Genomic DNA, 17,187 nt, shown 5'->3' on the forward strand with positions numbered 1-17,187 from the left:
TCTCAGGTGACAGAAAAACCAAACTGATATCACCTTTTTTCAAGTCATCTGTTCTCGTACCACTCAGGAAACGACCATGCCGATCACCGTTCAGGTGCTCCAAGACGCCAGTTATCAGGATCAGCAGGACTTGCAGAAGATCTATCGCGACGCGCTGCCATGGCTGTTTGCGCCGTTTTCCGGGGAAAGCGAACTGATCGAAAGCAGCCTCGCCGATGGCGCTCTGATCGCCGCACGCTTCAACGATCGCCTGCTCGGTGCCGGGCGTCTGCAAAGGCACCACGAGGTCTGGTACTTGTCTCATTTATGCGTGCGAAAAGTTACCCGCCGTCGCGGAGTCGCCGAACGGCTGGTGAACCAAGCGCAGGAAATGGCGTCGCAAGCGGGGGCTGAACTGCGCCTGCTCGCGCCTGCCGGACAGGTCGAGGCGCAAGCGCTCGCGACCAAATTGCACATAACCCTGGACGTACTGGCAACAGGACGCCACAGCGAACCGGGCCATTGCAGCGCTATACTCCCCGGCTAATTTACGAATTCGACTCATTACAAGGACTCGCCCATGAAAGCGTTCGGCAAAATCCTGGGTCTGGTGCTTCTCGGGTTGTTGCTGATCATCGTGGCGGCAGGCTTTGCCCTGACCCACCTCTTCGATCCCAACGACTACAAAGACGAGATCCGCCAGATAGCTCGCGACAAGGCCCACATCGAGCTGACGCTCAATGGCGATATCGGCTGGAGCCTGTTCCCGTGGCTCGGCCTGGAATTGCACGAAGCCAGCGTCGCCACCCTGGCCAAACCTGCCGAACCGTTCGCCGACCTGCAGATGCTCGGCCTGTCGGTGCGCGTGCTGCCGCTGCTGCGCCGCGAAGTGCAAATGAGCGATGTCCGCGTCGAGGGCCTGAACCTGCGCCTGAACCGCGACAAGAACGGCCACGGCAATTGGGAAGACATCGGCAAGGTGCCGTTTGCGCCCGGTACAACGCCGCCAGCCAAGACCGACGCGCCCGCCAGCGAACCGACCGTAGCCGTGGAAAAACCGGCCCAGCCGATTCGCCTCGACATCGACAGCCTGACCGTCAACAACGCCCGCGTTGAGTACACCGACGAGCTGACCGGCAAGCAGTTCAGCGCCGAAAGCATCCAGTTGAGCACTGGCCCGGTCCACGACTCGACCAATATTCCGGTTAAAGCCACCGCGTTTCTTGGCACCAATCAACCGGTGCTGCGCGTGCGCACCGAACTCAGCGGCGAGTTGCGCTTCGAACGCGCCGTGCAGCGCTACAAGTTCGAAGACTTGAAGCTGTCGGGCGAACTGGCCGGCGATCCGCTGCAGGGCAAGACCATGACCTTCTCGGCGCAAGGGCAGTTGTTGCTGGATAAAGCGGCGAATGTCGCCGAATGGACTGGCATCAAGATTTCCGCCAACCAGCTGCGCGCCTTGGGTGAACTGAAAGCCAACGACCTCGACAAGACGCCGCAGATCAGCGGTGGCATTTCGATTGCCCAGTTCGATCTGGCGAAATTCGTCGACAGCGTCGGGCAGGCTCTGCCGGCCATGGCCGAAGGCAGTCTGAGCAAGGTCGAACTGGTCAGCCGCATCGCGGCCACGCCCAGCAGCGTCGCGTTCGACAACATCAACCTGAAGCTCGACGACAGCAGCATCAGCGGCCGTATCGCCGTCGAAGACTTCGCCAAGCAATCGCTGCGGATGATCCTCAAGGCCGACACCTTCAACGCCGACCGTTATCTGCCGCCGAAATCGGCGCAGGCCAACAGCGCCACGCAGACGCGTCAGGCCGAAGTCGCCAACACCGAGGCCGGTGCCGTCGCAGGTACTACGCCGCTGCCGGACAAACCGAGCAAAACCGCCTGGAGCACCGAGCGCCTGCTGCCGGTTGAACGCCTGGCCAAACTTGACGTGGACGCTGACCTTAGCTTCGGCCAACTGATCCTCGACAAGCTACCGATCGACAACGCCGCGCTCAAGGCCAGCGGCCAGGGTGGCCTGCTGACTCTGACCAACCTCAGCGGTGATCTGTACAACGGCGGATTCGTCGCCAACGGCACGCTCGACGTGCGCCCGAGCGCGCCGGTGTTGAATCTGCAGACCCGACTCAATCGCGTCCCTGCAGAAAAGATCATCGAAAGCCAAGGCAAGAACCCGCCGGTCAAAGGTCTGGTGACTCTCACCAGCAGCTTCACCGGCAGTGGCAACAGCCAGCAGGCGCTGATCGACACGCTGAACGGCAACGCCAGTTTCGTCATCAACAACGGCGTGCTGCTCAATGCCAACCTTGAGCAGCAACTGTGCAAAGGCATCGCCACGCTCAATCGCAAGACTCTCAGCGGCGAGCCGCGCGGCAAGGACACGCCGTTCGAAGAACTCAAGGGCAACCTGACCGTACGCAACGGCATCGCCAGCAACCCGGACCTGAAAGTGCGCATCCCCGGCATGACCGTCAACGGTGACGGCGACATCGACCTGCGCGTACTCGGCATGGATTATCGCGTTGGCATCATCGTCGAAGGCGACACCAGCGCCATGCCTGACCCGGCCTGCCAGGTCGGCGAAAAATTCGTCGGCGTCGAATGGCCACTGCGTTGCCGCGGCCCGCTGGAACTCGGCGCCAAGGCCTGCCGCATCGACAATGATCGCCTCGGCCAGGTCGCGAGCAAAATGGCCGGCGACAAGCTCAGCGAAAAGATCGACGAAAAGCTGGGCGACAAGGTCAGCCCGGAACTGAAGAACGCATTGAAGGGGCTGTTCAAGCGATGACAGCGGAGCAGTTTTCCACCGCGGTGCTCGACTGGTTCGACCGCCACGGCCGCCACGATCTGCCTTGGCAACAGAACATCAATCCATATCGGGTGTGGGTGTCGGAGATCATGCTGCAGCAGACCCAGGTCAGCACGGTGCTCAATTACTTTGATCGCTTCATGACCGCGTTGCCGACCGTCGAAGCGCTCGCCGCCGCACCGGAAGACGAAGTGCTGCATCTGTGGACCGGGCTGGGTTACTACACCCGCGCGCGCAATTTGCAAAAGACCGCGAAGATCGTCGTCAGCCAGTACGCCGGTGAGTTTCCGCGCGATGTCGAAAAGCTCACGGAACTGCCGGGCATTGGCCTGTCCACAGCGGGCGCCATCGCCAGCATCAGCATGGGCCTGCGCGCGCCAATCCTCGATGGCAACGTCAAACGCGTGCTGGCGCGTTTTACCGCGCAGGAGGGTTACCCCGGCGAGCCGAAGGTGGCCAAACAGCTGTGGGCCAACGCTGAACGCTTCACGCCGCATGATCGGGTCAACGCCTACACCCAGGCGATGATGGATCTCGGCGCCACGCTGTGCACGCGCAGCAAACCGAGCTGCCTGCTGTGCCCGCTGGAGCGTGGCTGCGAAGCGCACATGCTCGGCCTGGAAACCCGCTACCCGATTCCCAAGCCGCGCAAAGCCATCCCGCAAAAGCGCACGCTGATGCCGATGCTCGCCAACGGCGAAGGCGCGATTCTGCTTTATCGCCGCCCTTCGACGGGTCTGTGGGGCGGCTTGTGGAGTCTGCCGGAGCTGGATGATCTGGACGATCTGCAACATCTGGCCGATCAACACTCGCTGACCATGGGCCAGCAGCAGGCGCTGCCAAGCCTTGTCCACACGTTCAGCCATTTCCAGCTGTCGATCGAACCCTGGCTGGTTCAGGTACAGGAGGCCACCCATCACGTGGCCGAGGCCGACTGGCTCTGGTATAACCTCGCCACCCCGCCGCGCCTGGGCCTCGCCGCCCCGGTCAAGACCTTGCTCGAACGCGCGGCCGCCGTCTTGAATGCAGGAGTATCGCCATGACCCGCACCGTAATGTGCCGCAAGTACAAAGAACAACTCGAAGGCCTTGAACGCGCACCGTTCCCCGGCGCCAAGGGCCAGGACATCTATGACAACGTGTCCGCCAAGGCCTGGGCCGACTGGCAGAAACACCAGACCCTGCTGATCAACGAAAAGCGCCTGAACATGATGAATGCCGAAGACCGCAAATTCCTTCAGGGCGAAATGGACAAGTACTTCTCCGGCGAGGAATACGCCAAGGCCGAAGGCTACGTGCCGCCATCCGAATAACCCGGGTTTTTCGTAAGCGACGGAATTAATTTAAGAAATTTTCAAAAAGTCGTTGACGTAAATCCGAAAAACCCTTTTAATGCGCCCCGTTGCCCAGATAGCTCAGTCGGTAGAGCAGGGGATTGAAAATCCCCGTGTCGGCGGTTCGATTCCGTCTCTGGGCACCAAATACCGAAAACCCTGAATCGCAAGATTCAGGGTTTTTTTATGCCTGCGATTTGGTGAAGGTGGCGTCCCGCCCCTTGATCCGCGCTACCATCAGCACCCCTTACGGAAGAGGGCTATTGCCGCAATGAACCAGAAACGAACCCGCGTGCCCCTGCCCCATCCGCCGCCGCACCAGGAAAGTCCGGTGTCCAGAGGACTGGCAATCGTGATTTGCCTGTTTCTGATCGGCACCGGCGCGCTGCTGGGCTACTCAGCCATCGACGGCGTTATCCACGAGACGATCACCACCGCCACGCGCGGCGGGCCGGCCAAGGTCTACACACTCGCCGGGCAGCCAGGCGCGTACTGGTTCCATGTCGTACTTCAAGGTCTCTTCGGCGTCTTGTTGCTGGTCGCAGGCCTGGCGTGGCACAGACTGACGCGCCTCGACAAACCCGCGGCCAGAACCCAACGCAAATCGCGCTCGCGCTAACGGTTGTCGCCACGCGTACGAAACGGACTACAGACGCCAGCCCGGCAAAGCTTCGGTCCTCGGCAACGTCCTGCAATGGCAATCTCTTCTTCCTGCGGACTTCACCGTCTCCCCCGACATACTCAAGCGGCGACAATCGTCATGCTTTTACGTCTGTTCACCCTGACGCGGAAGACCCCATGAGCCAGCTAAAACCTGCTGACACGCAAGACCCGAAAATCGATTCACTGCGGGGCGAGCTGGGCGAGCTGATTCGCCAGGCGCGGCAAAAAGTGCTGCGCGCGGTTGATACGATTCAAGTGCAGACGTGTTGGCAGATCGGCCGGCACATTGTCGAATTAGAACAGAAGGGCGCCCAGCGTGCAGGTTATGGTCAGCAGTTGCTGGCGCTGCTGGCAAAGGATCTGACGGAGCAGTTCGGGAAGGGGTTCGACGCCTCCAATCTGCGCTACATGCGCCTCTTTTATCAGGCGTTTCCAATTCGTGACGCACTGCGTCACGAATTGAGCTGGACCCATTACCGTCGCCTGCTACGCGTCGAAAGCGAGAAAGCGCGCCTGTGGTACATGAACGAATGTGCCGACCTCAACTGGTCAAGCCGCGCCCTTGATCGGCAGATCCTGACGCTCTATTACGAGCGCCTGCTCATGAGTCAGGACAAAACCGAGATGATCGAGGAAGCGACCACCAATATCAACGCAATGAAATGCAACCCACGGGAATTCATTCGCGATCCGGTCATGCTCGAGTTCCTTGGCCTGCCCTCGGCGGGAAAAGTCAGGGAAAGCGGACTCGAACAAGCGCTCATCGATCACCTGCAAAGCTTTCTGCTTGAACTGGGCAAAGGCTTCTCCTTTGTCGCTCGGCAGCAACGCATCAGCACTGACGGCGTTGATCTCTACATCGATCTGGTGTTCTACAACTACCTGCTCAAGTGCTTCGTGATTATCGACCTCAAACGCGGCAAGCTCAGCGCCCGCGATGTCGGGCAGATGGACATGTATGTGCGCATGTACGACGAGCTCAAGCGCAGCGAGGGCGACAAGCCGACTGTCGGCATCATTCTGAGCGCCGAGAGCAACGACTCGGTTGCGCGTTATTCGATGCTCAAAGGCAATGAGCAACTGTTCGCCAGCAGTTACAAAACGATATTGCCGAGCGAAGAAGAGTTACGCGCCGAACTGAACCGCGAACAGGCGCTGATTGAAGAACGCCTGCTCACCCAATCCCCTGAATAAACGAGCTGGATTGTTCTCGGACAACGCTGAGACTATCGTTGGCAACTCTCCGCCGAGGTCGCGCGCCATGAGCAGTCAGCACACAACCGAACTGCAAAACGCTGAATTGAGCCAACCGGTTCTGACTGCAAGCGAAGGTATCGCCTTCAAGGAAACCGCCGACGACGGCTATGCACTCGGCGGTTTCACCTGGCGCCACACCTCGCCCGACCCGCAACGCCCGGTGGTCATCATCAATGCCGCCACGTCCGTACGCTGCCGTCACTATTCACGTTTCGCGGCTTATCTGTTCAGCCATGGTTTCGACGTGATGACCTACGACTATCGAGGCATCGGTGAATCGCGCCGCGCTTCGATCAAAGGCTTGAACGCGTCATGGACGGATTGGGGCGCGCTGGATTTCCAGGCGATGCTCAAACGTGCGCAGCGGGAGTTTCCCGGGCAGCCGATCGATGTGGTTGGCCACAGTTTCGGCGGTTGCGCGGCAGGGCTGGCCGAATCCGGGCGAGTCATCCGACGGCTGGTCACCGTCGGCGCGCAGTTTGCGTACTGGCGCGATTACGCTCCCGAACAGCGCTGGCGCATGTTGGGCAAATGGCATGTGGTCATGCCTTTGCTGACGCTGCTCTGCGGCTTTTTCCCGGGTAAGCGGCTCGGCTGGCTGGAAGACACGCCAAAGGGCGTTGTACGCGACTGGAGCACGCCTGCCGCGCGCTTCGAACAGCGCCCGAGCGGTCGCGTTCTGATGCAGAAGACCGGTGCCCTGCCCTTCACCAACATCCGCGCGCAAACTCTGGCCATCAGCATCAGCGATGACCCTTACGGCACGATCCCGGCCATCGAACGCCTGCTCGACTACTTCAGCAACGCGGCAAAAATTCACCTGCGTATCGAGCCGCAGGACATCGGCGAACAACAAGTCGGACATTTCGCCTTTTTTCGCAGCGCATACCAAGCCACACTATGGCCCATCGCTCTGACCTGGCTGCAGACCGGCGCACTGGCCCCCGACACACCCGGCCGGCAAGTCCCGCGCAGCTGAGCCCTTCCCAACGCACGACGGAACACACCATGGCCTCCGCCAACAAGCAGCAAAAACGCGCCGCCCGGGCCAAGACCAAGGCCAAGCAGAACCGTACCAAACGCGCCGAGGCGCAGGTCGAACTGGACCCGAACGACGACCGCATCGACTTCGAATCGGTGGACCTCACCGAGCTGTTCAAGAAAATGATCGACGCCGAAAAGATCAGCCAGCAAGCGATGTGCAGCGCGTTCCTCGAAGACCCGCTGCTGGAACTGGTCTATGAGCAGGAAGGCGAAGAAGGCGCGATGGATTTCATCCTCGCCGCGCTGATCGAATATCGCCAGTGGTCGCAGGAAACCGACGAGGCCGGCGCGCTGGCGTGGATCGAATCCCCGGCCTTCCAGGCCGACTATGTGGCCGCGTCCGACGCGATCGCCGCGCAAACCCAACAGAAGAACTGAGTTCCCATGGCATCCCTGAACAAGCAGCAGAAACGCGCCAAACGCGCCAAGGCTAAAGCCAAGCAAATCCGCATGGTCGGTCGTAAACCTTTGGATCAGGACGAAGACCTCGGCCACCTCGCCGAGCCGATCCCGGAATACACCCTGGCGATGTTCAGCAAAATGCGCGACGCCGAAGCCGTCAGCCGCAACGAGATGTTGCTGACACTGCTGCGCGAACTGGCCTTCATCATCGTCGACCATCCCGAACTGCTGGACATGGAAAACGCCGACAACGAAGGCATGGCCGCCACCCACCTGGCCGCCGACATGCTGATCGACTACCGCATGTGGGCCGACGGCATGACCATCGAAGAAGCCCAGGCCTGGCTGAGCGAACCGCAGTTCATCACCGATTTCGGGGTGGCGCTGGATGCTTATGGCAAGTCGGTGGACTCGCCGGAAGAAAAGAGCGAATAAATCCTGCGCAGAAACAAAAACGGCCGCTCGTCATCCCTGACAGCGGCCGTTTTCACATCACGCGTTGCGACTCAGTTCAACACCACCGCACCACGCTTTTCCAGCTTGCGCCGACGCGATACCAGCAAGCCAGCAGCCACCACCAGCAAGCTCAGCAGGCCTGTGGCGAGGATTTCGACGCGGTGGGCTTCCTGGAACAGCATGATGGTCAGGGCCGCGATGATGAAGATGATCACCGCGTAGGTCAGGCCCGGGAACAGCCACATGCTGAAGACAATTTTCTCGCCGCGCGCGACGCGCTGCTTGCGCATGCGCAATTGCGAGAAGGCGATCACCAGATACACCAGCAGGGCGATGGCGCCGGAGCTGGCCAGCAGGAACTCGAACACCGCAGCCGGAGCCACATAGTTGGCGAAGGTGCAGAGGAACGCTGCGCCGGTCGACAGCATCACCGCCCAGTAAGGCGTGCCGCTCTTGTTGGTGCGGGTCGACATGGCCGGAGCATCGCCGCGCTTACCGAGCGAGAACAGCATGCGTGAAGACGTGTACAGCGCCGAGTTCAGGCAACTGGTCACCGCCACCAACACGACGATATCGACAATCATCTTGGCATTCGGGATGCCCATGCGCTCAAGCACAGTCTGGTAGGAGCCGAGGTTGGCCAGCGTAGGATCGTTCCACGGCACCAACGCCACGACGATGAAAATCGACACCAGATAGAACAGGCCGATCCGCCAGATCACCGAGTTGGTGGCCTTGGAAATCTGCTTGCCCGGGTCTTTCGATTCCGCCGCCGCGATGGTGACGATTTCGGTCCCCATAAACGAGAACATGGTGGTCAGAATTGCCCCCAGCACGGCGCCCATGCCATTGGGCAGGAACCCACCGCTGTCGAACAGGTGCGAAACGCCGCTGACCTGACTGGTCGGCAGGAAGCCGAAAATGGCGGCGAGGCCTAGACCGATAAAACCGATGATCGCCAACACCTTGATCAAAGCGAACCAGAACTCGAACTCACCGTAGTTCTTCACGCTGAACAGGTTGGTCACGGTCAGCAGCAGGGTGATGACCAGCGCGAATGCCCAAATATCCACGCCCGGGAACCACGCGTGCAGGATGGTCGCAGCGGCGTTGGCTTCCAGTGGAATCACCAGTACCCAGAACCACCAGTACAACCAGCCGATGGTAAAACCGGCCCAATGACCGATCGCGCGGTCCGCGTAGGTTGAAAAAGAACCGGTGTCCGGCGAGGCGACAGCCATTTCGCCGAGCATACGCATCACCAGCACCACCAACGTACCGGCAGCAGCGTAAGCCAGCAGCACGGCCGGGCCAGCAGCAGCGATGGCGTGGCCGGAGCCAACGAACAGACCGGCGCCGATCACACCGGCGATCGACAACATGGTCACATGACGCGGTTTGAGCCCCTGTTCGAGGCCATTGGAGCTTGGGGTACTGCTCATAGAGACTACCTTTGCAAGGAAAGCGGGTGCATCCGGCCGGTCTGAAAATTCTTTCTCGTAAAAAGAATCCAACGGGCTGTTCCTTATTCTGCACGCAATATTTGCGCCAAAATGTTTCATACCCTTGAATGCCGGGGTCTACGGCGTCCGATGCAAGTCCTTGAGTTTAATGGCTATTCGCCAAAGCGTTACCCTGCGACTCACTTTCAGAAGTAATAAGCGCACCAGAAACACACAGAAAAAGTCCGCGACGCACAGAAAAAGTGCGAATCAGCAACGTTCGGCCGGATAGCGCTTCCAACACCCCGCCAAAGCTGGCAACATCGCGCCTTTTTTTACGCGACACCCACGGGCGTGCTTGATCAAACACCCGTTCGGTTGTTGATGGGGCGACAGACTGCTGCGCCGATGCGACACCCTGCCACAGGCCACCCGATTACCGCTCCTGGCGTTGTTGGCTGCCATTGAAACGCTATGCTAGCTTGGCCGCCTCGCCTGGAAGGCCCGCCAACAGCAGGAGCGCAACATATATGAGGAACGCACATGGCTGAGGCCACGCCCGCGCTGGAAATCCGCAACTTGCACAAACGCTACGGACAGCTTGAGGTGCTCAAAGGCATATCGCTGACCGCCCGCGATGGCGATGTGATCTCGATCCTCGGTTCCTCCGGTTCCGGCAAGTCCACGTTCCTGCGCTGCATCAATCTGCTGGAAAACCCTCACCAGGGCCAGATTCTGGTGGCCGGCGAAGAACTCAAGCTCAAAGCCGCGAAGAACGGCGAACTGGTTGCCGCCGACGGCAAACAAATCAATCGCCTGCGCTCGGAGATTGGTTTTGTATTTCAAAACTTTAATCTGTGGCCGCACATGAGCGTGCTCGACAACGTCATCGAAGCCCCGCGTCGCGTACTCGGCCAGAGCAAGGCCGAAGCCATCGAAGTCGCCGAAGCGCTGCTGGCCAAGGTCGGCATCGCCGACAAGCGCCACGCCTACCCGGCGCAACTGTCCGGCGGTCAGCAGCAACGCGCGGCCATCGCCCGCACATTGGCGATGCAGCCGAAGGTGATCCTGTTCGACGAGCCCACCTCTGCGCTTGACCCGGAAATGGTTCAGGAAGTACTTAGTGTCATCCGCGCATTGGCCGAAGAAGGCCGCACCATGCTGCTCGTGACCCACGAAATGGGCTTCGCCCGTCAGGTCTCCAGCGAAGTGGTGTTCCTTCATCAGGGCCTTATAGAAGAGCAAGGATCGCCACAGCAGGTGTTCGAAAACCCGCTTTCGGCGCGCTGCAAACAATTCATGTCCAGCAACCGCTAACGGAGCAACATGCATGCAGAATTTCAAAAAGGTCTTCCTGGCTGCCGCCGTCACCCTGGCGTTCAGCGCCGGTGCCATGGCTGAGACACTGAAGATGGGCATCGAAGCGGCCTACCCGCCGTTCAACAACAAAGACGCCAGCGGCCAGGTCGTCGGCTTCGACAAGGAAATCGGCGACGCCCTGTGCGCGAAGATGAAAGTCGAGTGCACCGTCGTGACTTCCGACTGGGACGGCATCATCCCGGCCCTGAACGCGAAGAAGTTCGACTTCCTGATCTCCTCGCTGTCGATCACCGAAGAGCGCAAGGGCGCGGTGGACTTCACCGACCCGTACTACTCGAACAAGCTGCAGTTCATCGCACCGAAAAACGTCGACTTCAAAACCGACAAGGATTCGCTCAAAGGCAAGAAGATCGGTACCCAGCGCGCGACGCTGGCCGGCACCTGGCTGGAAGACACCTACGGCGATGACGTTTCGGTCAGCCTCTACGACACCCAGGAAAACGCCTACCTCGACCTGACCTCCGGTCGTGTCGACGCGATCCTCGCCGACAAGTACGCCAACTACGACTGGCTGAAAACCGACGCTGGCAAGAACTACGAGTTCAAGGGCGACCCGGTCGTCGAAAGCGACAAGATCGGCATCGCCGTGCGCAAGGGTGACCCACTGCGCGAGAAGCTGAACGCCGCACTGAAGGAAATCGTCGCTGACGGTACCTACAAGAAAATCAACGACAAGTACTTCCCGTTCAGCATCTATTGATCTGACCTGTGGGACTGGCGCTGTGACCAAACGGCGCCGGCTCCCGACTTTGCCTGCCGCAATTTGAACAGAAATCCATGATTATCGACCTCTACGGATTCGGCCCGGCGCTAGCTGCCGGCGCGCTGATGACCGTCCAACTGGCCCTCACCGCCCTGGGCCTGGGCCTGGTGCTCGGCCTGCTCGGCGCCTTGGCCAAGACTTCCCCGTACAAGCCGCTGCAATGGCTTGGCGGTACTTATTCGACGCTGGTACGTGGCGTTCCGGAATTGCTCTGGGTGCTGTTGATCTACTTCGGTACGGTCAACCTGATGCGCGCCCTCGGCGAGTACTTCGGCAACCCCGACCTGCAACTCAATGCCTTCGCCGCCGGCGTGATCGCCCTGGGCCTGTGCTTCGGCGCCTACGCCACGGAAGTGTTTCGCGGCGCGATCCTCGCCATTCCCAAGGGCCATCGTGAGGCCGGCCAGGCCCTGGGCCTGTCGAAATGGCGGATCTTCACCCGCCTGATCATGCCGCAGATGTGGCGCATCGCCCTGCCCGGCCTGGGCAATCTGTTCATGATTTTGATGAAAGATACCGCGCTTGTTTCCGTGATCGGCCTGGAAGAAATCATGCGTCACGCGCAAATCGGCGTGACCGTGTCGAAACAGCCGTTCACCTTTTATATGGTCGCGGCCGTCATGTATCTGGGCCTGACGGTACTGGCGATGACCGGCATGCACTTCCTGGAAAAACGCGCCGCGCGCGGCTTTGCGAGGAGCGCCCAATGAACTGGGAAGTGATCATCAAGTGGCTGCCGAAACTGGCGCAAGGCGCGACCCTGACGCTGGAGCTGGTCGCCATTGCGGTAATCGCCGGCCTGCTGCTCGCCATTCCGCTGGGCATCGCCCGCTCTTCGAAGCTGTGGTACGTGCGCTCGCTGCCCTACGCCTACATCTTCTTTTTCCGTGGCACGCCGCTGCTGGTGCAACTGTTCCTGGTGTATTACGGCCTGGCACAGTTCGACGCGGTGCGTGAAAGCGCGTTGTGGCCATACCTGCGCGATCCGTTCTGGTGTGCGACCGTGACCATGACGCTGCACACGGCAGCGTACATTGCCGAAATCCTGCGCGGCGCGATTCAGGCGATTCCACCCGGCGAGATCGAAGCCGCGCGGGCCTTGGGCATGTCCAGACCCAAAGCAATGTTCTACATCGTCCTGCCCCGTGCCGCGCGCATCGGCTTGCCGGCCTACAGCAACGAAGTGATCCTGATGCTCAAGGCCAGCGCGCTGGCGAGCACCGTGACCTTGCTCGAGCTGACCGGCATGGCGCGCACGATCATTGCCCGCACCTATTTGCCAGTGGAGATCTTCTTCGCCGCCGGCGTGTTCTATCTGGTCATGGCCTACGTGCTGGTGCGCGGCTTCAAGCTGCTGGAGCGTTGGCTGCGCGTCGATGCCTGCCAGGGCCGCTGAATCTTCCGACGTGCTGTCGGGCGAGGCCCTACTCGCCCGCTTCCGCGCGCTGGATGCTTTTTTGATCGAGCATCAGGCGCTTTGGAAGCCTCGTCCGTTCACTCATCTTTCGCTTCCTTGGGAAACGTCCTACCCCGAGTTGTCTTCGTGGCTACGCGGGCGGTCACTGGACGACGCGGAGCACGCTCATAACCAGCCTGCCGACCTTGCCGATGCGCCTGAGCCGTTCGCGTCATTGGCAAAGTTATCGGCAAAATTGAGTGCGGTCGGTTCGCTGCCGGGGCATGCGCTTGAAACCGCCGGCCACCGCTTGAATGTCGATGTGCCAGGGCGCAAATGGCAACAGATCGAGGCGTTTGCCAGCCGTTTGGCTTTTTCATCGCCGCCGACGCATTGGCTGGACTGGTGTTCGGGCAAAGGTCATCTGGGCCGGCGGTTGCTCAACGCAGGACAGCAACTGACGTGTGTTGAGTACGATCCAGTATTGGTTGCCAGCGGTCAGGCACTGAGTCAGCGCCACCATTTGCATGCTCTGCATATCGAACAGGACGCGCTGGCGGCAGACGCGTGCACTGTCCTGAACGCTGCGCACACCCCCGTCGCCCTCCACGCTTGCGGCGATCTGCATGTCCGCTTGATGCAACTGGCCAGCGCGAACGGGTGCCAGCAGATGGCGATTGCGCCGTGTTGCTACAACCGCACCGTTCACGGTGAATATCAGGCATTGTCGTCCCCTGGCCTGCGATCTTTCCTACGGCTATCGCGGGAAGATCTGGCCCTGCCGATGAGCGAAACCGTCACCGCCGGTGCACGAGTCCGACGCCAGCGCGACACGTCCATGGCGCGACGACTGGCCTTCGACTTGCTGCAACGGCAGTTGCGAGGCGTCGACGAATACTTGCCCACCCCATCATTGCCGAGCGCCTGGCTGGATAAACCGTTCGCTGATTACTGCCGCGATCTTGCAGCCCTCAAGGACTTATCCACAGTCGGCTCGACGGATTGGGAGAATCTGGAAGCCGCCGGTTGGCAGCGCCTGGCCGAAGTTCGCAACCTGGAATTGCTGCGCGGTCTATTCCGCCGGCCACTGGAGCTTTGGCTGAATCTGGATCGTGCGCTTTTTCTGGTCGAGCAAGGCTATGCCGTGCGTCTGGGCATATTCTGCGAAACGGCGCTGACGCCGCGCAATCTGCTGCTCTTGGCCGAGCGCGGATAACAGCCCGCCAACCTGTGGATAACTCTGTTGATGAAATTTGCGTGGATCCAATACCTCCGCCTGTTTTGGCGCTTATGCTGCTCTGGTCATTTTTTGTTCACATAAATAAAAAACCGGCAAAACAGCGATTTGCATACAAAATGAGAATGCCTGCTAAAAAACTGCACTAAGTCAGTGAGCAACGCTTCCAGTTGTGCATAAGCCGCCAATCAAAACGGCATAACCGCCGAATTCCGGGCATCCAAAGCGAATAATTGCGAGCATCCGCCAGCCTTGCTATACAAAGCCTCTCCGCCTCGCCGGCACATGCCTGAATAATAAAAATCGACCGACAGGAAGCGACCGTGACGTTCATCTCCTATGCACAGAACTTCGAAGATGTCCGCCTGTGGCGCGCGCTCAAGCAGTTTGAACACGGTTTGTACATCGACGTCGGCGCCAACGACCCGAACCACGACTCGGTCACCAAAGCGTTCTACGATCATGGATGGCACGGAATCAACGTCGAACCGATGCAGGATTATTACGACGCGCTCTGCCAGCAACGCCCGCGCGACACCACCATGCAATGCATCGCCAGCGACCAGCCCGGCGCCGTAACCTTCTACGGCATCCTAGACACCGGCCTGTCCACCGCCGACCCCATCGTTGCCCAACAACGCAAAGACCTCGGCATGAACGTCCACAGCTTCACCGTCGAGGCCCGCACTCTCACCTCGATCTGCGAACAACACGCCGCCGACCGCCCAATCCACTTCCTCAAGATCGACGTCGAAGGCCACGAAGAAACCGTCCTGCGCGGCATGGACTTCAGCCGCTTCCGCCCATGGATCATCCTGATCGAAACCCCATGGCTGCGCGACCACACCTGGGGACACCTGGTCACCGACGCCGGCTACCAGTCCGTCATGTTCGACGGCCTCAACACCTGGTTCCTCGCCGACGAACACCTCAACCTCAAACCGGCGTTCGAGATTCCGCCCTGCACCCTCGACAACTTCCAGCTCTGCCACGGCCACGCCCTCGCCCACCCGCTCAACCCCGACGAACCCGACACCGCCAACCAGCTCGCCGACGCCCTGCACCGCGCCGAACAGGCTGAAAGCCAACTGCATGCACTGCAAAACAGCCGCACAGTGCGAGCCGTGCAGAAGCTGCGAAACGTACTGCGCAGAGCCTGATTTGCGGCAACGCAAAAATAGTCTGAATTCAGGGGTTTACAGGATCTTCCCAATCGCTATAATCGTCGCCCACACGCCGGTATAGCTCAGTTGGTAGAGCAACTGACTTGTAATCAGTAGGTCCCGGGTTCGACTCCTGGTGCCGGCACCATACAAGGTTCCAGAGAAGGCTTTCAAAATCTCTGGAACCCCCGAAAAACCCGCCTTCTGGCGGGTTTTTTCGTTTTGGCGTTCCATTGGTTTCCGTCAGAAACTGGTGGATTCCAACCGTTTTAAGGGTAGAGTTTGGGATACAGGTCACTTCGATAAAAGGGAGTACCCTTATGTCGCGCACCACAGCTCCGCTCTCCGATGCAGCTTGCCGCTTGGCAAAACCTACAGACCGCGCCTACAAGCTTTTCGACGGCGATGGCCTCTACCTCCTAGTCCAACCCAATGGCCGCAAAGGCTGGCGGCTCCGTTACGTCAAACCTGACGGACGCGAAGGACTGACCTCGTTCGGCAACTACCCCGTCATTGGCCTCGCCGATGCGCGCCGCAAGCGCTTGGAAGTTAAGCGAATGCTGGCGGATGGCGTTGACCCTATAGAGACCAAGCACCAAGCCAAGGCGGAAGCCGTGATCAAAGGCAGAACCTTTGAAAGCGTTGCGCTCGACTGGCATACGGAAATGTCGGCCAAGTGGGCACCAGGCCATTCCAAGACTGTGATGAGTCGCCTCAAAACCCACGTGTTCCCGCTGATCGGCGCCCGCGCCATTGTCGACCTCGACACCCATGACCTCATGCAGCCCTTGGAAGCGATCAAGAAGCGCGGAACGATCGACGTTGCTTTAAGGGTACAAAACTACCTGCAGAGCATCATGCGCGAGGCAAAGCGCCTCCGGCTTATCACCATAAACCCTGCTTACGATCTCGAAGGCTCGATCAAAGCCCCGCGGGTGGTACATCGCCCCGCTCTACCCTTATCGCGACTGCCGGAACTGCAGGAGCGGATCGACACCTATAAAGGCCGGGCACTTACCCGTCTGACGGTGATGCTGTCGCTGCATGTGTTTGTACGATCCAGCGAACTGCGTTTCGCACGCTGGAGCGAGTTCGACCTCAAGCGCGGTACCTGGGAGATACCGGACACTCGACCCGCGTTGGAGGGAGTACCCTTTTCCACAAGGGGTACGAAGATGGCAGGGGATATCCATTTAGTACCCTTATCGCCGCAAGCAGTGGCGCTACTCGAAAAAATCCATGCACTCACAGGCAAATTTGACTTGGTCTTCGCAGGGGATGCCAAACCCTGGAAGCCCATGTCCGAAAATACCGTGAACAATGCGCTTCGGACGATGGGATACGACACCAAAACCGATATCTGCGGGCATGGATTTCGTTCGATGGCCTGCAGCGCACTGATCGAGTCAGGATTGTGGTCGGAGACGGCTATTGAACGGCAGATGAGCCACAAGGAGCGCAACAACGTCCGCGCCGCTTACATCCACAAGGCCGAGTTCATCGAGGAGCGCAGGCTGATCATGAACTGGTGGAGCCGGTATCTGGAGGCCAACCGGCAGGAGCATGTCACTCCACACGAATTCGCGAACCAGACCGGAGCGAACGTCACTCGCCTAAAAGCAAAACGTGGCGCAACTGAGTAAGCGCTCGGTCTTCATATCTCAGCGATCCTCTTGTCCACGCGGGTCCATCCAAACAGGGCTGCAAAGCCGCCCTGCTTGGATGGACCTCACTTAAAAAATCTAAAGCCCACGTAACTGTCTGTGGAAAACCACTGATTTCCACCGGTGGATAATTTCATCCACAGCCGCAGAACTCCCGAAAATTCGAGCCTTGACCCGAATTATCCACAGG

General features: G+C 59.7%; 17 protein-coding genes and 2 tRNA genes. 18 read left to right on the forward strand and 1 reads right to left on the reverse strand.

Annotation, left to right across the window (positions count from 1 at the left end; all coding sequences use genetic code 11):
* The first annotated feature begins 76 nt into the window (after window positions 1–76).
* The 10 genes from M0746_RS24020 (at window position 77) to M0746_RS24065 (ending at window position 7,931) form a co-directional block, all read left to right on the forward strand.
* Window positions 77–526 carry a PanM family protein gene (locus M0746_RS24020; protein WP_258450834.1) on the forward strand — a complete coding sequence of 150 codons (450 nt, stop codon included), beginning with the start codon at window positions 77–79 and terminating at the stop codon, window positions 524–526.
* Between the two features lie 33 nt (window positions 527–559).
* Window positions 560–2,776, forward strand: a complete 2,217-nt coding sequence (locus tag M0746_RS24025) for an AsmA family protein (RefSeq protein ID WP_258450835.1) — start codon at window positions 560–562, stop codon at window positions 2,774–2,776.
* A complete protein-coding gene (gene mutY, locus M0746_RS24030) occupies window positions 2,773–3,840 on the forward strand; it encodes an A/G-specific adenine glycosylase (RefSeq protein WP_258450836.1) in 1,068 nt (355 codons plus the stop codon). The genes M0746_RS24025 and mutY overlap by 4 nt, the downstream gene beginning before the upstream one ends.
* A complete protein-coding gene (locus M0746_RS24035) occupies window positions 3,837–4,109 on the forward strand; it encodes an oxidative damage protection protein (RefSeq protein WP_258450837.1) in 273 nt (90 codons plus the stop codon). Before mutY ends, M0746_RS24035 begins: the two co-directional genes overlap by 4 nt.
* A gap of 91 nt (window positions 4,110–4,200) precedes the next feature.
* A tRNA-Phe gene (locus M0746_RS24040) sits at window positions 4,201–4,276 on the forward strand.
* Between the two features lie 185 nt (window positions 4,277–4,461).
* Window positions 4,462–4,749 (forward strand): hypothetical protein, encoded by a 288-nt coding sequence (locus M0746_RS24045; RefSeq protein WP_258450840.1) that lies wholly within the window; start codon window positions 4,462–4,464, stop codon window positions 4,747–4,749.
* A 179-nt stretch (window positions 4,750–4,928) separates the two neighbouring features.
* Entirely contained in the window at window positions 4,929–5,987 is a 1,059-nt protein-coding gene (locus tag M0746_RS24050) for a PDDEXK nuclease domain-containing protein (protein ID WP_258450842.1), read from the forward strand.
* 67 nt (window positions 5,988–6,054) lie between these two features.
* A complete protein-coding gene (locus M0746_RS24055) occupies window positions 6,055–7,029 on the forward strand; it encodes an alpha/beta hydrolase family protein (protein ID WP_258450843.1) in 975 nt (324 codons plus the stop codon).
* A 29-nt stretch (window positions 7,030–7,058) separates the two neighbouring features.
* Entirely contained in the window at window positions 7,059–7,472 is a 414-nt protein-coding gene (locus M0746_RS24060) for a hypothetical protein (RefSeq protein WP_258450845.1), read from the forward strand.
* A 6-nt stretch (window positions 7,473–7,478) separates the two neighbouring features.
* Window positions 7,479–7,931, forward strand: a complete 453-nt coding sequence (locus M0746_RS24065; protein ID WP_208939123.1) for a hypothetical protein — start codon at window positions 7,479–7,481, stop codon at window positions 7,929–7,931.
* Between the two features lie 71 nt (window positions 7,932–8,002).
* Here the strand turns inward: M0746_RS24065 and gabP are convergent, their stop codons facing one another.
* On the reverse strand, window positions 8,003–9,394 hold the full coding sequence (gabP, locus tag M0746_RS24070) for a GABA permease (RefSeq protein WP_258450846.1): 1,392 nt from the start codon (window positions 9,392–9,394) through the stop codon (window positions 8,003–8,005).
* Between the two features lie 543 nt (window positions 9,395–9,937).
* On the opposite strand from gabP, the gene M0746_RS24075 reads away from it, so the two are divergent.
* From M0746_RS24075 to M0746_RS24110, 8 genes are all read left to right on the forward strand, one after another.
* A complete protein-coding gene (locus M0746_RS24075; RefSeq protein ID WP_039756564.1) occupies window positions 9,938–10,711 on the forward strand; it encodes an ABC transporter ATP-binding protein in 774 nt (257 codons plus the stop codon).
* A gap of 13 nt (window positions 10,712–10,724) precedes the next feature.
* Entirely contained in the window at window positions 10,725–11,474 is a 750-nt protein-coding gene (locus M0746_RS24080) for an ABC transporter substrate-binding protein (protein ID WP_258450847.1), read from the forward strand.
* Window positions 11,475–11,551: 77 nt separating this feature from the next.
* Window positions 11,552–12,247 carry an ABC transporter permease gene (locus tag M0746_RS24085; protein ID WP_258450849.1) on the forward strand — a complete coding sequence of 232 codons (696 nt, stop codon included), beginning with the start codon at window positions 11,552–11,554 and terminating at the stop codon, window positions 12,245–12,247.
* Entirely contained in the window at window positions 12,244–12,933 is a 690-nt protein-coding gene (locus tag M0746_RS24090; protein WP_258450850.1) for an ABC transporter permease, read from the forward strand. The genes M0746_RS24085 and M0746_RS24090 overlap by 4 nt, the downstream gene beginning before the upstream one ends.
* The gene (locus M0746_RS24095) at window positions 12,914–14,149 is read left to right on the forward strand and encodes an SAM-dependent methyltransferase (protein WP_258450851.1); all 1,236 of its coding nucleotides are present in this window, start codon (window positions 12,914–12,916) and stop codon (window positions 14,147–14,149) included. Before M0746_RS24090 ends, M0746_RS24095 begins: the two co-directional genes overlap by 20 nt.
* A 344-nt stretch (window positions 14,150–14,493) precedes the next feature.
* Window positions 14,494–15,330 (forward strand): FkbM family methyltransferase, encoded by an 837-nt coding sequence (locus tag M0746_RS24100; protein ID WP_258450852.1) that lies wholly within the window; start codon window positions 14,494–14,496, stop codon window positions 15,328–15,330.
* Between the two features lie 75 nt (window positions 15,331–15,405).
* A tRNA-Thr gene (locus M0746_RS24105) sits at window positions 15,406–15,481 on the forward strand.
* 172 nt (window positions 15,482–15,653) lie between these two features.
* On the forward strand, window positions 15,654–16,976 hold the full coding sequence (locus M0746_RS24110) for a tyrosine-type recombinase/integrase (RefSeq protein WP_258450854.1): 1,323 nt from the start codon (window positions 15,654–15,656) through the stop codon (window positions 16,974–16,976).
* The last annotated feature ends 211 nt before the right edge of the window (window positions 16,977–17,187 follow it).

Source organism: Pseudomonas sp. S11P7, assembly GCF_023195435.1.
GTDB classification, from domain to species: domain Bacteria; phylum Pseudomonadota; class Gammaproteobacteria; order Pseudomonadales; family Pseudomonadaceae; genus Aquipseudomonas; species Aquipseudomonas fluorescens_G.

Bases quoted from the DNA above. Each gene is read 5' to 3' on its own strand.
- M0746_RS24055 (WP_258450843.1), top strand. From the start codon at position 6,055: ATGAGCAGTCAGCACACAACCGAACTGCAAAACGCTGAATTGAGCCAA.
- M0746_RS24090 (WP_258450850.1), top strand. From the start codon at position 12,244: ATGAACTGGGAAGTGATCATCAAGTGGCTGCCGAAACTGGCGCAAGGC.
- M0746_RS24065 (WP_208939123.1), top strand. From the start codon at position 7,479: ATGGCATCCCTGAACAAGCAGCAGAAACGCGCCAAACGCGCCAAGGCT.
- M0746_RS24110 (WP_258450854.1), top strand. From the start codon at position 15,654: ATGTCGCGCACCACAGCTCCGCTCTCCGATGCAGCTTGCCGCTTGGCA.
- M0746_RS24095 (WP_258450851.1), top strand. From the start codon at position 12,914: ATGCCTGCCAGGGCCGCTGAATCTTCCGACGTGCTGTCGGGCGAGGCC.
- M0746_RS24075 (WP_039756564.1), top strand. From the start codon at position 9,938: ATGGCTGAGGCCACGCCCGCGCTGGAAATCCGCAACTTGCACAAACGC.
- mutY (WP_258450836.1), top strand. From the start codon at position 2,773: ATGACAGCGGAGCAGTTTTCCACCGCGGTGCTCGACTGGTTCGACCGC.
- M0746_RS24080 (WP_258450847.1), top strand. From the start codon at position 10,725: ATGCAGAATTTCAAAAAGGTCTTCCTGGCTGCCGCCGTCACCCTGGCG.
- M0746_RS24050 (WP_258450842.1), top strand. From the start codon at position 4,929: ATGAGCCAGCTAAAACCTGCTGACACGCAAGACCCGAAAATCGATTCA.
- gabP (WP_258450846.1), bottom strand. From the start codon at position 9,394: ATGAGCAGTACCCCAAGCTCCAATGGCCTCGAACAGGGGCTCAAACCG.
- M0746_RS24025 (WP_258450835.1), top strand. From the start codon at position 560: ATGAAAGCGTTCGGCAAAATCCTGGGTCTGGTGCTTCTCGGGTTGTTG.
- M0746_RS24085 (WP_258450849.1), top strand. From the start codon at position 11,552: ATGATTATCGACCTCTACGGATTCGGCCCGGCGCTAGCTGCCGGCGCG.
- M0746_RS24060 (WP_258450845.1), top strand. From the start codon at position 7,059: ATGGCCTCCGCCAACAAGCAGCAAAAACGCGCCGCCCGGGCCAAGACC.
- M0746_RS24020 (WP_258450834.1), top strand. From the start codon at position 77: ATGCCGATCACCGTTCAGGTGCTCCAAGACGCCAGTTATCAGGATCAG.
- M0746_RS24035 (WP_258450837.1), top strand. From the start codon at position 3,837: ATGACCCGCACCGTAATGTGCCGCAAGTACAAAGAACAACTCGAAGGC.